This window comes from Pseudomonas sp. JQ36 (genome assembly GCF_053851495.1).
Genome location: NZ_CM132642.1, coordinates 1,163,826 through 1,177,601 on the forward strand (window position 1 = coordinate 1,163,826; position 13,776 = coordinate 1,177,601).

Consider the following 13,776-nt stretch of genomic DNA (forward strand, 5'->3'; position numbering starts at 1 on the left):
ACCAATCCCCAACTGAATACACCCGATCCAATTGTAGGAGCCAGCCTGCGAGCCGACCAACCCCCATCTGAATGCACTCAGTCTAATTGTGGGAGCCAGCCTGCTGGCGAAGGCGGCTTACCAGCCCACCAATCCCAAACTGAATGCACTCAGTCAAATTGTGGGAGCTGGCTTGCCAGCGATGGCGGCCTGCCAACCGACCAACCTCCCACCTGAATGCACTCATTCCAACTGTGGGAGCGGGCTTGCTCGCGAAAGCGGCCTGCCAGACAAAATCAAAACAACAGAGCAAACGCCGCACATAAACATAACCCCGCAACCACGTTTAAAGTACACGAACCGTTACGCCATAACGGCTACATCGCCTTGCGCCGTTACCTACGCGTACGCCAGAATCCGCCGGCTTACACGGCTATGGGCCGGGCTATATCCTTTCCCTGTCACTGAAAATCAGTGATCGGGTTTGGTAGCCCGTCTGTAATAGCTGTATGGCAACACCTATGCAGTCCCTTTGCGGGGCTCGGTTTTATGGTGGTCATGCGTGGGGCTCACTCGTGAGCGCCGGGTTCCTATTGCAGCCGGTCTACCAACCCGCGTATGGCCACCACCCCTCGTTTGGTAGCGAGAGTGATGGCTCCTGAAGAACTGCAATAGGAGTACATCCATGTTCAAAGCCACACCCAATCCCCCGGACACTTCGATCCCATACGACTCAGCCCTCGACCCGCAGAAGATAAAAGCGGCAACCGACCGCGCCATCAATTTCTACCTCAACCCCGGCGCACTGAAGATCTCGATCCCTTCAGCCTCGTCATGCAAGGCGAACAGAATCTTCCTCATCGACCCCACCGTGGACGAAGAAACGTTGCTCGTCGAAGCCTGCGAATCCCTGGCCGCTGCCAGCGATATGGCCCGAGATATCGGCGACTCCATCGACAACCCACAGCGCCGGGCCATGCTGATGCTGCATCAGGTGATCATGCTCAGTGAACTGATGGTCAACCGGGTACTGGACGGCCGCCGCGTGCCGAACTAAGTGCCCGGTCCCCTGTAGGAGCTGCCGCAGGCTGCGATCTTTTGATCTTGTTTTTTAAAAGCAACATCAAAAGATCGTCCGAACGCGGCCCGAACCTGCGGCAGCTCCTACAGGGAGTCATTCTTCCAAAGTGCCTCGATCGGAGTTCCAGCTGATGTCCGAAACCAAGCCCAATCCGCCAATCACAGACCCGCTATCACCCTACGAATCCCTCAACTCCAGAAAACTCCACGAAGCCGCCGAACGCGCCCTCGACCACTACCTCGCACCCGCGCAAATCATGGCAACGCCATACACCCCCAGCAGCATGTTCCTCGTCAATCCACAAAACGACACCGAATCCCTGCTGGCCAACGCCTGCGAATCATTGGCCTCGGCCACGGTGATGCTCGGCGATTTCGCCGGCACGCTGGAGGGGCCGAGTCGTAATACGGCGCTGGGCATTGCGCAAGTGGTGATGCTGGGGGAGTTGGCGGTGAATCAGGCGCTGGATAACGTTGTGCCCAAGGAATAGGCGCTGACAGTTCTGGCCTCTTCGCGAGCAAGCCCGCTCCCACAGTGGATCTTCGTTGGTCACAGGTTATGTGACCGGCAAAAGAAACTGTAGGCGTGAGCTTGCTCGCGATTGTGTCTAGTTCTGATATAGGTATAGAAGGTCCTACTTCTCAAGAAAGACCTTGGTATAGCCTTTTTTATCTCTTGGCTTATCCCGCAGCTATGACCGTCAGGTATTTGTTATTACAGGCAATGGCACGTGTACCGTCGGGCGTGATGGCAATTCCCATCACGCCCATAGCAGGGAGGTGAGCGTCTAATATTACTTCCAGACTTACCGTATCTATGACCGAAACAGCACTAAAGGTGTCATGCGAAGTCAGAAATACGTGTCGGCCGCCCGGCGCGATGGCGATATGTTTAGAACCTCGCATCACGCTAATGTTCTTTTTCACCGACTGGCTTGGCACATCGATTACTACTACCTTATTTGCGGCACTAGCAACAATAAACGCATACAGGCCGTCTGGAGTGATGCCTATGGCCGTCAAGCTGCCCTGGGTCAAAAGCGCAATGGTCTTAGTCACCAAGTAGCTCTTCGTATCGATGATCGAGACAGATTGGTTGAGGCTATCGATAACAAAAGCCTGCTTGCCATCTGGCGTGATTGCAATCTCGGAGGGTCGACTATTCGCCCCTGTGAATATTGTCTTGATCACTGACAAGCTCTGTACATTGATGACGCTGACTGAACTTCCGTTGAATGCACTAACAAAGGTGTGTGCGCCGTCTGGTGTGATGGCAACCCCGAATGGGTAGGGGATTGTCTCAATGCCAATGGTTTTAATCACTGACAGATTCAACATGTCGATGACAAAGAGTATGTTCCGACTTGTAATAAAAGCTCGCGAGCCATCCGGCGTGATGGCAGCGTGGGTGGGGTAGTCACCGATTCTGGTTGTCTTAATCTGTGATAGGTTCACCGCATCGTAGAGCCCGACGGAGTATGAGTTATCAACGGTCAAAACACGCAAGCCGTCCGCCGTGATGGCAATATTTTTTGCGCTCGTATTGTGTGCAACCAACTCCGTATATCCAACAATCGTCAGCCTCGCCGTGGCAGTTTTAGTACCGCTAACAGCGATCAAATTGTAAGTTCCAGGGTTTCCTTTGGCTTTCACACCACTAACGGTCAGCATACCGTTATTGTCAGTCCAGAAGTCACGGGAACCATTGCCATTGTCGGCATAGGTGAAGCCTGCTGGCAGGTTCAGGGTGATTTTTTCATTCGGAACAGGCACGCCTTGAGTCGTACTTGAGTTCAGGACGATGTCCTCGACCAGGTCGTTATATTTTTTCAAATAGGGCTGGTTGATAAATGTCAGTTCTGCCTCATGAGTGGCCTTTACGGTATAGGTACGCACAGGGAAGTCCACTGCCTCGCTCTCATTCGTGTTCTTGCCGAACGCGGCCTTGAACTCCATGGTCAGCGGGCTGCCATCCTTGAGGTTTTTCAAGCCTTCAAGGGCGATGCTTCGCTCGTAGTAACCTTGCGCGATCCATTGATCAGTGACGTATGAGCCTGGTGCCGTATGAATCTGCAGGTTGTAGTCGCTGCCATCAGCGTTCGTCCCTTTCAGACGCAGCCAGACATATTGGCCTGTGGCAATCAACGGCCAGACGCCCATGCGATAGGTGGCATTGCTGGTCAGATTCCCTACGTTGAACTCCGGGCCTTCGCCGTCGTTGTCCGCGTCCTTGATGATCGGTTTGAGCAGTTCATTCTGCGGCATGCTCAACACAGTCAAATCAAAGACGAGGGACGGCAGCGGCTTGCCGTCGCGGATGACGACGTAGGACACCTTCACATCTTTGTTCAGGTTGAACGCGACCACACTATTCGGAATCGCAAACTCCCGGTTGCTTCCCAGCGGCCGAGGAGCAGAGGTGTGCGAACCGCCTGCGGGCGTACCCTGTGCGCCAGTCCAGGTGGCGATGATTTCATCAGTTGGCAGCAACGCGCTGTTGTCCGGCACCACGATGGTCAAGGTGTCCCTGACCAGCAGCGGGTTGAGTGCGCTGTCGCCGTTGTTCTCCTTGATCCAGGGGGCGAGCAGTTCCAGCGCGACGCCCACGGTGAACACCAATGGATTCGAAAGGCTGGTCTCATCTGTGGCATGGCGCCAGAGCTGGTAGCGGACGGTGATCTTGCTGCCGCGGTTCGGTTCGATGTGTTGGGCGACGAAGGCGGCGTCCAGGTTGATGACCCAGTCTTGCTGGGCGGTTACGGCATTGAATGTGCGGGACCCGGGCTCCTCGCCGGAGATGTCGCCCACCCACTTCCAGGTGGCCTCGTCGTTGGCTACCCATGGCTTCACCACAGGCCTGGGGATGGTCAGTCTACTGGTACCGCCGGGCAGTGTGGCCGGGTCGAGGAAGCCGTTCGCCACCCCGAGGACAATCGGGGCGTCCAGCTCGAATTTCGGTTCACCCACATTGAGCAATTTCGTGTGCAGCGACTCGCGTCTGAGGATCTCGTCGCCTTCGGCTATCAGCAGGTCGTACCACCCCTTCAGGGTGCCGCCGTCAAGGAGCTTGAGGTTGTAGTCATCGACGGTGATGACGAAACCTTCGGGATTCTCGACTTCATACTCCTCCGGAATGTGCCACTCCAACTCAGGCAGGAAGGTGCTGCCGTCCGGACTTTTACCCAACAGGAACAGCTCAATGCCCATGCCGTACTCAATGGCCGGATCGAACGGAATGCGGACGTTGATGGGGGTCTTCGTGGGATCGATGAAGTCACCCTCGGCTTCTTCGATGATCGGTGCGGCCAGGCGGTGGGCTGCGCCGGTGACTTGTACAAATTGCCCTTTTGAGCGTAACGGGTCACTGCTGCCGCTGCGTTCCAGCCGATAGAAGAAACTGACCTGGGTATTGACCAGTTTACGCACGGCCGCAATGGACAGCTTGAACTCGTAGTTATGCGGAATATTGTCGACGGTCTGGGGCAGGGCGGTGACTTCGACTTTTTCGCCCTCCAGGGTGGTGCCGAGCATGGTCAAGTGAATGATGTCATCCATCTCGAAGTCTGGCCGTGTGGCCGTGACATGCACCGTGATGTCGTTATCGCCCTGTTTATCGGCGTCGAGTTCATTATTGACAGCCTCCTGAACAATCGGTGCGGCCAGCAGGTCGATGCCGGTGGTGACGACGATGCGGGTTGCCTTGCACCAGTCTTCCGATTCATTGCCGACGATGTCGCGCACCTTGAAGGTGACCGCCAGACCGAAGAGGTCGGTGTCACCAGCCCGTTCAATAGTGGCTTTGGAGACCGTGATCAATATCGGGTTTGCCGCTGGATCGTTGATCTGCTCCAGGGTCACCGGTGTGGAATACTCAAAAAAGCCGCCCCAACTGAGATGAATGACGTCGCCCTGCGCGATGTCAGGGTAAGGCAAGCCGCCGGCTGCGGACCTGATGACAATCGGCACTCCCGCTTCGGCAACGTCTTTGTCCACGCCGCCGTTGACGATTTCCGGGGGAATGTACATGTACAGGTTGGAGTGACCAGGGCCCGGGTCGATGTCCTGGCCACCGGGGAGTTCCAGTTTGACGAAGAGGTTGAGGGGCTTGTCCGGACGCTCTTCTTTTTGATTGGGCTGTTTGATTTCGTAGGTGAGTTGGTAAGGACCTGTCTGCAGATGACGGGGAGCCACCCACAAGAGGGTCGGTTGCTTGAGCTCGGCCGCGTCAATGATGGGACGCCCGTCGACCTCACGATCATTGAGCAGCAGCTTGACGGTATCGCCGACAGCCTTGGTGGCCCAGATGGGGATGACGACTTGCAGACCGTCATCGGGAAAGTTGAGCAGCGCCGCCGCCCGGTTGATCCCCCACTGGCCGGAAGGCAAGAGGCGCCCGGGGACTAGCGGGTCCAGCAGTGAATGGGGGGCAGAGATTTTCATCTTGGGTTGAACGAGCATGGACGGAACTCCGTGCGAACTGTCGGAAGACAAAGGGCATGGAGTTATTCAGCGCTGAAGATGACGGCTGTGGCTACTGTCAGAAATTACAGGTGAGGAGGTATTTGCGATGAACGGTCGGGGGGCGCTGAGGTGATTGCGAGTGGGCAGGATAGCGCGGCGATCATCAGCAGCGTGCTCAATGATCATTCGTTGAAGACAGGTACGATTTGATCTCGGCCTGAAACGACAAAACCCGCCGCCCCGGTTGATCGGGGCGGCGGGTTTTGTCCTTCTGAAGAAATGGGTTGCCGGTGAGTCAGTCTTCGCGAGCAGGCCCACTCCTACAGGGATGAGTGGGGTTCGCGGGATGTCGGGTCAGTCGAGGCGTTTGAAGACGAGCGCCTTAAGACCGCTCTCAGGATCAATATCCGGAAACTCCGGCGGATTCTCCAGCCGCTGCTCAAAGCGCAAGCTCGGCGCCTCTTGCGTCACGCCATCGATCAAAAAGTCCGAACCAAACGACGGATCATTCATGCACGCCAGCACCGTGCCGTTCGCTGTCAGCAGTTCCGGCAGGCGGCGCAGCACGCGCTGGTAGTCCTTGGTCAGCAGAAAACTGCCTTTCTGGAACGATGGCGGGTCGATGATCACCAGGTCGTACGGGCCGCTGTTGATCACCTTGCCCCAGGACTTGAACAGGTCGTGGCCGAGGAAACTCACCTTGCTCAGGTCATGCCCGTTCAAGCGATGATTGTCGCGACCACGGCTCAGCGCGGCGCGGGACATGTCGAGGTTGACCACATGGCTGGCGCCGCCTTCGATGGCTGCGACGGAAAACCCACAGGTGTAGGCGAACAGGTTCAGTACGCGTTTGCCTGCGGCCTGCTCACGCACCCAGTTGCGCCCGTAGCGCATGTCGAGAAATAGCCCGGCGTTTTGCTTGCGGCCCAGGTCGACGCGGTACTGCAAGCCGCCCTCGACGATGCTCATCTCGTCGATTTCATTGCCCAGCAACCATTCGGCAGTGCTTTGCGGCAGGTAACGATGTTGCACCAGCAGGGTGTGCGCGCCGGACTGCTGCCACTGGGCCGAGGTGCTGATGTCGAGCAACAAGAGTTTGAGCGCTTCGAGTTGCTCGGGCGCCGGCTCCTTGAACAGCGAGACCAGCACCACGCCTTGCAGCCAGTCCACTGTCAACTGTTCCAGCCCCGGCCAGCAACGCCCGCGGCCATGGAACAGGCGGCGGGTTTCGCTCGGTGCCGCGGCGAGTGCAGGCAGCAGATGGGCGCGGAGGGTGGCGAGGGCTTCAGGGTTCATCAGTCACGGTCGGCAAGCAAAAGGGCCGGCATTTTAACCACAAAAACCGCCTGACGAACGCCGGTCAGCCACGACCACTGTCGACTGTTAAGAAAAGACCTGTATCAAAAATGAATTTATGCAGGGCGCGCTGCTCATACCAGATAAGCAGCGGATTCGAGCCGCTAAGTCGTTAATGCAATTCAGGGAGTGCCAGTTCATGAGTCCAACATCGACACCGAGCGCGCTCCTTCCTGGCGGGTTGATTCTGGTGGTTGAGGACGACCCGTTGATTCTGGAGTTTCTCTGCGAAATTCTTCAGGAGGAAGGTTTCAAGGTCGAGCCGCAAACCAGCGCGGATGCCGCCAAGCCGTATCTGGAAAAGCACGCGTCGGATGTCGCGTTGCTGCTCACCGATATCACCATGCCCGGCGAAATCAACGGCGCCGGGCTGGCCAATCTGGTTGGCGACCGCTGGCCGGAAAAACCGGTGATGGTCATGTCCGGTTATGAAACCCCGGAGACTTCCGGGGTCAAGCATCCGGTGGCGTTCATCAAAAAGCCCTGGGCGATCGGCCAGTTGCTTGACTGTGTCGACAGCGCGTTCAAGTCCAAGGCCCAGCGTTTGCACTGAGGCAGTGGGCGGATTGGCCGGGCAAAAATGCTACATTGCCCGGCCAATCCGCCCAGTTCTGTCAAAGGATGCGATCTTTTGTCTGCTTACGATAACGTCTTCGATCGCGCGTTCAGCGCGTTCCTGTTCGACATGGACGGCACCGTCCTCAACTCCATCGCTGCTGCCGAGCGCGTCTGGGCTGCGTGGGCTAGACGTCACGGCGTTGATGTCGAAAGTTTCCTGCCGACCATTCATGGCGCCCGCGCCATCGACACCATTCGCCGGCTGAACCTGCCGGGGGTCGATGCCGAAGCGCAAGCGGCGTTCATCGCGCAGGCGGAAATCGATGATGTCGAAGGGATTGTGCAGATTCCTGGCGCGGCAGCGTTTCTCGCCAGCCTGCCGGCCGAGCGCTGGGCGATGGTGACCTCGGCGCCTCGGGATCTGGCGGTGCGGCGCCTGGCAGCGGCAGGGATTCCAGAGCCTGCGCTGATGATCACGGCCGAGGACGTGACGGCAGGTAAACCTGATCCGGCGGGATATCGTCTGGCGGCGAAACGCCTTGGGCTTGATGCTCGTGACTGCCTGATTTTCGAAGACGCCGCTGTTGGCATTCAGGCCGCTGAAGCTGCCGGAGCGGCGCTGATGATCATCACCACAACGCACCAGCATCCCCTCGAAACGCGCCATGCGACCATCGACAGTTATGAGTCGCTGAGCGTCACTGTCGACAGCCAAGGTCAACTGCACCTGCAAAAAACCTGACGCAAAGCATTCCCCAGTGGGAGCGGGCTTGCTCGCGAAGGCGTCGAGTCAGTCACCATTGATGCCGAATGTACCGGCCCCTTCGTGAGCAAGCCCACTCCCACCCTTGATCAAGGCCAGCCCGAGAACCTACATCCACCGACAATCCCCCGGTGGGAGCGAGCTTGCTCGCGAAGGCGTCGGGTCAGTCACCATTGATGCCGGATGTACCGGCCTCTTCGTGAGCAAGCCCACTCCCACCCTTGATCACGGCCAGCCCGAGAACCTACATCCACCGACAATCCTCTGTGGGAGCGGGCTTGCTCGCGAAGGCGTCGAGTCAGTCACCATTGATGCCGGATGTACCGGCCCTTTCGTGAGCAAGCTCACTCCCACCCTTGATCACGGCCAGCCCGAGAACCTCCATTCACCGACAATTCCCTGTGGGATCGGGCTTGCTCGCGAAGGCGTCGGGTCAGTCACCATTGATGCCGGATGTACCGGCCCCTTCGTGAGCAAGCTCACTCCCACCCTTGATCGCGGCCAGCCACAGAACTTCCATCCACCGACAATCCTCTGTGGGAGCGGGCTTGCTCGCGAAGGCGTCGGATCGGTCGGGACCGGTCTTTGGTCGGCAACGCCTTCATCCGGCGTATATCAGGTCTACGCTGATCCATTCCTTGCAATTTCCGTGTATTGCCGATCAAAGAGGTGAACCCATGAAAATCGACTTGAGTGGAAAACTGGCCATTGTCAGCGGCAGTACAGGTGGCATTGGTCTGGGCATCAGTCAGTCGCTGGCCGACGCGGGGGCCACGGTGGTGGTGATCGGCCGCGAGACGGCCAAGGTCGAGCAAGCGCTGGCGAGCATTCGGCAGAACGTGCCGGGTGCGCAACTGCGCGGTCTGACGGCTGATCTGGGCACTGCCGAAGGTGCGGAAAAGCTGTTCGCCGCTGAACCGTGCGCAGACATTCTGGTGAACAATCTGGGGATTTTCGACGCCGTGGATTTCTTCGACACCCCGGACAGCGAGTGGACGCGCTTCTACGAGGTCAACGTGATTTCCGGCGTGCGCCTGTCGCGCCATTACGTGCCGGGGATGGTCGAGCAGGGCTGGGGCCGGGTGATTTTCCTGTCTTCGGAATCCGGCGTGGCGACGCCGGCCGACATGCTCAACTATGGCGTGACCAAGAGCGCCAACCTCGCGGTATCCCATGGCTTGGCCAAGTGTCTGGCGGGCACCGGTGTGACGGTCAATGCGATCCTGCCAGGCCCGACCTTTACCGGTGGCGTTGAACACATGCTCAAGGACGCCGCCGCCGAGTCCGGCCGCAATCTGCGTGAAGAAGCTGATGCGTTTGTGCGCAGGGCGCGGCCGACGTCGATCATCCAGCGTGTGGCCGACGTCGCCGAGGTGGCGCATCTGGTCACGTACATCGCTTCGCCGTTTTCCTCCGCCACCACCGGCGCGGCCTTGCGCGTGGATGGCGGTGTAGTCGACAGTATGGCGATCTGAACCGCGAAGACTCTGGAGAAGCGTTTATTTATGGCAACTGCATCAGCAACGATCGATATCCCGGCTTCGGCCGATCAGGTCTGGCAATTGATCGGCGGCTTCAACACGCTGCCGGACTGGCTGCCGTTGATTCCCAAGAGTGAACTGAGCGAAGGCGGCCGCGTGCGCACCCTGCAAACCGCCGACGGCGCGGTGGTGATCGAGCGTCTGCAAGCGTTCGACAACGCCGCCAGGACCTACAGCTACTCGATCGAACAGGCACCGTTCCCGGCGACTGACTATCTGGCGACGATCAAGGTTGAAGCTCAGGGGCAGGGCGCTCGAGTGACGTGGTCGGGACGCTTCAACGCCAAGGGCGTGAGTGATGAGGAAGTGGTGGCGCTGTTCACCGGCATCTATGAGGGTGGCCTTGAGGCGCTGCGGGCCAATTACCCGGCCTGATTGAACACCACAAAAAACCTTGTAGGAGTGAGCCTGCTCGCGATAGCGGTCGATCATTCAACAATTATGTTGGCTGACCCACCGATATCGCGAGCAGGCTCACTCCTACAATGCAGCTCGGTGATTCTCAGGACTGCGAGATCAAACTCTGCCGACAATCCAGCACCAGTTTCGCACCGCCCAGCTCACTGCTGCCGACCTCAAGATTGAAGCCATGCAGGCTGACAATCGCCGCGACAATCGACAATCCCAGGCCAAAGCCGCTCTGCGGTTGCCCACCCTCGGCCCGATAGAAACGCTGAAACACCGCCTCACGCTCGGCCTCGGGAATTCCCGGTCCGGAGTCGTGGACTTCAATCCGCGTATGCCCGGCATCATTCACACCACGCAAAATTACCGTGCCGCCCGCCGGGGTGAACTTGATCGAATTGCTCAACAGATTGGCCAGTGCCTCGAACAGCAACGCCCGGTCGCCATTCAGGGGTGGCAGGGTTTCCGGCATGTTCAGCACGAACAGCAGTTCGCCTTCCTCGGCCAGCGGCAGGTAAAACTCATGCAGTTCTTCGAGCAATTGCACCGGATCGAGCTCGACAAAACCTGAGCGGCGCTGACGGTCTTCCAGCTCGGAAATCCGCAGCAACCCGCGAAACCGCGCCATCAGCGTATCCGCCTCGGCCAGCACCAGGTCCAGTTGCGCCGCTTCCTGCGAACCTTCACCAGCCTGCTGTTGCATGCGATACAACTGCGCGCGCAAACGCGTCAGCGGCGTGCGCAGGTCGTGGGCGATGTTGTCGCAAACGCCTTTGACTTCGTGCATCAGCCGTTCGATGCGATCAAGCATGGCGTTAACGATGGCGGCGAGCATGTCCAGTTCATCGCGGCGGTTGGACAGCGGCAAACGGTGGGTCAGGTCGCCGGCGACAATCGCCTGGGCGCTGTCTTGAATCGCGCGGATGCGGCGCATCGGTCGGCGGCGCAGCAAATGCCAACCGGCAATCCCCGGCAGGATCGTCAGCGACACCCCCCAAAACAACGCATGCAGAATGATCCGCGTCACCGCGAACAGCGAGCCGTTGTCGCGCAGCAACACCAGCCAGCGACCATCGCGGGTCTGGGTTGCCACCGCGTCACAGCTGTCGGCGGGTAGGGTCGGGTCGTCGGAATCGGCGCATTCATTCAGGGTATGAATCTTGCCGTCCAGCGGCAGGCCTTCGGGCAGTTGCTGCAACGCGCCGCCGAGGTACATGCCCTGGGCGTCGAACAAGCCATAGGCGTCGATGCCGCGGATGTCGAAGGTCATGCTGGCGGCGAGCGCTTCTTCCAGTTGCTCACCGCGAAAGTGCGAAAACAGATGCTGACGTTGCATCAGCGAATGCTTGGCAAGGTTATCGAGGTAGCTGGACACCTCGAAATACATGACCCCCATGAGGATCGCGCTCCAGGCCACGAACAGTGAACTGTAGAGCGCCAGCAAGCGGCTGCTGGAGGAGCGCCAGCCGTCAGACGGGTTCGGCAATGACATAACCCGAGCCCCGTACCGTGCGAATCAGCGGGACATTGCCCGCCGCGTCGATCTTCTTGCGCAGACGACCGATGTGTACGTCGATCAGGTTGGTGCCCGGGTCGAAGTGATAGCCCCAGACTTCTTCGAAAATCATCATTCGCGAGAGGATCTGCCCGCTGTTGCGCATGAGGAATTCCAGCAGCTTGTATTCGGTCGGCAGCAGCGTCAGCACTTGTCCGGCGCGGCGTGCTTCGTGGCTGATCAAATCCAGTTCGAGGTCGGCGACCTGCAGCGTGGTGGCCTGGGTGGCGACGCTGTTCTGCCGGCGCAGCAAGACCTCCACACGCGCGGCCATCTCGTCGGTGGCGAACGGTTTGGTCAGGTAATCATCGCCGCCGGCGCGCAAGCCGCGCACGCGCTCATCGACATCGGAGAGGGCGCTGATCATCAGAATCGGCGTGGCCACGCCCATGGTGCGCAGGGTGGTGACGATCGCCAGGCCATCGAGTTCCGGCAGCATGCGGTCGAGGGTGATCAGGTCGTAGTTGCCGCTGACGGCACGGTCGAGGCCTTCGCGGCCATTGTCGACCCAATCCACTTGCAGGCCGTGGCTGCTCAGTTCGGCGACGATTTCACGGGCAGTCACGGCGTCGTCTTCGATGGTCAAAATACGCGTCATAGGGCAGGCCTTGATCGGTTCAAACGGAATGGCTGCATTTTGCCAAGTATTTTGCGTCGCGCTTTAAATTAACTTTCATGTACAGCCTGTCACAAACGTCAATCCGGGGCGCTTTGCCGCTTTGGCGTCAATGCATAAAACCCGCTGCTTTCAGTCCATTGTTGCAAATTGCAATGAATGTAGAAGTTCAGTCTTTTTAAATCATTGAAATTCAAAGAATTATTTAAAGTTGTCGACTGGCACGGTCGCTGCAATTCCTCTCGTGACGAGTTGTAACACCATTTTTCATGCCTGGAGCACTACAACAATGAATAGATCCCCTGATGGGTTTTATCCTGCCTTCGAAGGAGAGTCGAGCAACGTGTCAGGCGTGTCCTGGGGCGCGATTTTCGCGGGCGCAGCGGCGGCCGCAGCACTGTCGATGATTTTAGTGCTGCTTGGCTTCGGTTTGGGATTCTCTGCCGTTTCACCTTGGGCCGGGGAGGGCGTCAGCGCCAAGAGTCTGGGGATTTCGACGATTGTCTGGCTGGCGGCGACGCAAATTATCGCCTCCGGTCTGGGTGGCTACATCGCCGGTCGCCTGCGGGTGAAGTGGGCCAACATGCACGGGGATGAAGTGTACTTCCGTGATACCGCCCATGGCTTCCTTGCCTGGTGTGTGGCTACGCTGGTCACCGCAGTATTGGTAGTCGGCTCGGTCAGCAGTGTGATCAGTGGCGGTGTGCAGGCCGGTGCCAGTGTCGCCGGTGGCGCAGCGGCTGCCGCGACCCAGGCTGCCGGTAGCGCAGCGGCCAACACCGACAGCAACCAGTACGGTTACTACATCGACAATCTGTTCCGCGATGACCGTCCTGCGTCGGTCAGTGATGACGCCGCCCATGGCGCCGTAGCGCGGATCTTCGCCCAGAGCCTGGCCAACGGCCAACTCAGCCCGGAAGACCGTACCTACCTCGCGCAACTGGTCGCACAACGGACCAATCTGAGTCAGGTCGACGCCGAGCGTCGTGTCGATGAAGTGTACGCCCGCACTCAGAAAGCCATCGCCGACGCCAAAGTCAAAGCCCAACAGGCTGCCGACACCGCCGCGAAAGTCGCTGCCTGGACCTCGCTGTGGATGTTCATCGCGCTGCTGGCCGGTGCGTTCTTCGCCAGTCTCGCAGCCACCTTCGGCGGTCGCCGCCGGGATGCGGTCGAGTACGTTGAAGTCGAGACCTACGCCACCACGACCACTCTGCCTCCAGTCCGTTAACAAGGAGAATCACCATGCGCTCTCTATTACTGTTTTTCCTCGGTGTGCCAATCCCGATCATCATCCTGATCGCCCTGTTCGTACACTGATTCAAATGCTCCATTGAGGCCCATGCCTCGGCCGCTTTCACTTCACGGTGAAAGCGGCTTTTTGCTTTCTGGCGCGCACCATTCGTCTTCTCCAACCGAATCGTTGAACAATCCGACCGCTTTCACTGGCCTGGATCAATAT

At 58.6% G+C, this 13,776-nt stretch carries 11 protein-coding genes; 7 read left to right on the plus strand and 4 right to left on the minus strand.

What is annotated here, in order from left to right:
* Positions 1 to 664: 664 nt before the first annotated feature.
* Positions 665 to 1,036: a DUF6124 family protein gene (locus tag ACS4NR_RS05260; RefSeq protein ID WP_456019282.1), complete on the plus strand. Its 372-nt coding sequence runs from the start codon at positions 665 to 667 to the stop codon at positions 1,034 to 1,036.
* Between the two features lie 154 nt (positions 1,037 to 1,190).
* Positions 1,191 to 1,550: a DUF6124 family protein gene (locus ACS4NR_RS05265; protein WP_456019283.1), complete on the plus strand. Its 360-nt coding sequence runs from the start codon at positions 1,191 to 1,193 to the stop codon at positions 1,548 to 1,550.
* A 190-nt stretch (positions 1,551 to 1,740) separates the two neighbouring features.
* On the opposite strand, the gene ACS4NR_RS05270 is transcribed toward ACS4NR_RS05265, so the two are convergent.
* Positions 1,741 to 5,517, minus strand: a complete 3,777-nt coding sequence (locus ACS4NR_RS05270) for a YncE family protein (RefSeq protein ID WP_456019284.1) — start codon at positions 5,515 to 5,517, stop codon at positions 1,741 to 1,743.
* 357 nt (positions 5,518 to 5,874) lie between these two features.
* Entirely contained in the window at positions 5,875 to 6,816 is a 942-nt protein-coding gene (locus tag ACS4NR_RS05275; protein ID WP_456019285.1) for a class I SAM-dependent methyltransferase, read from the minus strand.
* A 199-nt stretch (positions 6,817 to 7,015) separates the two neighbouring features.
* Here ACS4NR_RS05275 and ACS4NR_RS05280 point away from each other — a divergent pair, with 199 nt between their 5' ends.
* The 4 genes from ACS4NR_RS05280 to ACS4NR_RS05295 all read left to right on the plus strand — a co-directional run bounded on the left by ACS4NR_RS05280 (position 7,016) and on the right by ACS4NR_RS05295 (position 10,113).
* Positions 7,016 to 7,429, plus strand: a complete 414-nt coding sequence (locus tag ACS4NR_RS05280; RefSeq protein ID WP_456019286.1) for a response regulator — start codon at positions 7,016 to 7,018, stop codon at positions 7,427 to 7,429.
* A 78-nt stretch (positions 7,430 to 7,507) separates the two neighbouring features.
* The gene (locus tag ACS4NR_RS05285) at positions 7,508 to 8,176 is read left to right on the plus strand and encodes an HAD-IA family hydrolase (protein ID WP_456019287.1); all 669 of its coding nucleotides are present in this window, start codon (positions 7,508 to 7,510) and stop codon (positions 8,174 to 8,176) included.
* Positions 8,177 to 8,874: 698 nt separating this feature from the next.
* A complete protein-coding gene (locus ACS4NR_RS05290; RefSeq protein WP_456019288.1) occupies positions 8,875 to 9,672 on the plus strand; it encodes an SDR family NAD(P)-dependent oxidoreductase in 798 nt (265 codons plus the stop codon).
* A gap of 30 nt (positions 9,673 to 9,702) precedes the next feature.
* Positions 9,703 to 10,113 (plus strand): SRPBCC family protein, encoded by a 411-nt coding sequence (locus tag ACS4NR_RS05295; protein ID WP_456019290.1) that lies wholly within the window; start codon positions 9,703 to 9,705, stop codon positions 10,111 to 10,113.
* A gap of 127 nt (positions 10,114 to 10,240) precedes the next feature.
* Here ACS4NR_RS05295 and ACS4NR_RS05300 read toward each other — a convergent pair whose 3' ends face one another.
* Together ACS4NR_RS05300 and ACS4NR_RS05305 are read right to left on the minus strand one after the other, a co-directional pair.
* Positions 10,241 to 11,635: a sensor histidine kinase gene (locus tag ACS4NR_RS05300; RefSeq protein WP_204894771.1), complete on the minus strand. Its 1,395-nt coding sequence runs from the start codon at positions 11,633 to 11,635 to the stop codon at positions 10,241 to 10,243.
* A complete protein-coding gene (locus ACS4NR_RS05305) occupies positions 11,613 to 12,296 on the minus strand; it encodes a response regulator transcription factor (RefSeq protein WP_027613239.1) in 684 nt (227 codons plus the stop codon). The genes ACS4NR_RS05300 and ACS4NR_RS05305 overlap by 23 nt, the downstream gene beginning before the upstream one ends.
* Positions 12,297 to 12,603: 307 nt before the next feature.
* Between ACS4NR_RS05305 and ACS4NR_RS05310 the strand changes: the two genes are divergently transcribed.
* On the plus strand, positions 12,604 to 13,545 hold the full coding sequence (locus ACS4NR_RS05310; protein WP_456019291.1) for a hypothetical protein: 942 nt from the start codon (positions 12,604 to 12,606) through the stop codon (positions 13,543 to 13,545).
* Positions 13,546 to 13,776 lie beyond the last annotated feature (231 nt).

What these genes read in the sequence shown, in the direction of transcription:
- ACS4NR_RS05260 (WP_456019282.1), top strand. Translation starts at nt 665, where the DNA reads ATGTTCAAAGCCACACCCAATCCCCCGGACACTTCGATCCCATACGAC.
- ACS4NR_RS05265 (WP_456019283.1), top strand. Translation starts at nt 1,191, where the DNA reads ATGTCCGAAACCAAGCCCAATCCGCCAATCACAGACCCGCTATCACCC.
- ACS4NR_RS05270 (WP_456019284.1), bottom strand. Translation starts at nt 5,517, where the DNA reads ATGCTCGTTCAACCCAAGATGAAAATCTCTGCCCCCCATTCACTGCTG.
- ACS4NR_RS05275 (WP_456019285.1), bottom strand. Translation starts at nt 6,816, where the DNA reads ATGAACCCTGAAGCCCTCGCCACCCTCCGCGCCCATCTGCTGCCTGCA.
- ACS4NR_RS05280 (WP_456019286.1), top strand. Translation starts at nt 7,016, where the DNA reads ATGAGTCCAACATCGACACCGAGCGCGCTCCTTCCTGGCGGGTTGATT.
- ACS4NR_RS05290 (WP_456019288.1), top strand. Translation starts at nt 8,875, where the DNA reads ATGAAAATCGACTTGAGTGGAAAACTGGCCATTGTCAGCGGCAGTACA.
- ACS4NR_RS05295 (WP_456019290.1), top strand. Translation starts at nt 9,703, where the DNA reads ATGGCAACTGCATCAGCAACGATCGATATCCCGGCTTCGGCCGATCAG.
- ACS4NR_RS05300 (WP_204894771.1), bottom strand. Translation starts at nt 11,635, where the DNA reads ATGTCATTGCCGAACCCGTCTGACGGCTGGCGCTCCTCCAGCAGCCGC.
- ACS4NR_RS05305 (WP_027613239.1), bottom strand. Translation starts at nt 12,296, where the DNA reads ATGACGCGTATTTTGACCATCGAAGACGACGCCGTGACTGCCCGTGAA.
- ACS4NR_RS05310 (WP_456019291.1), top strand. Translation starts at nt 12,604, where the DNA reads ATGAATAGATCCCCTGATGGGTTTTATCCTGCCTTCGAAGGAGAGTCG.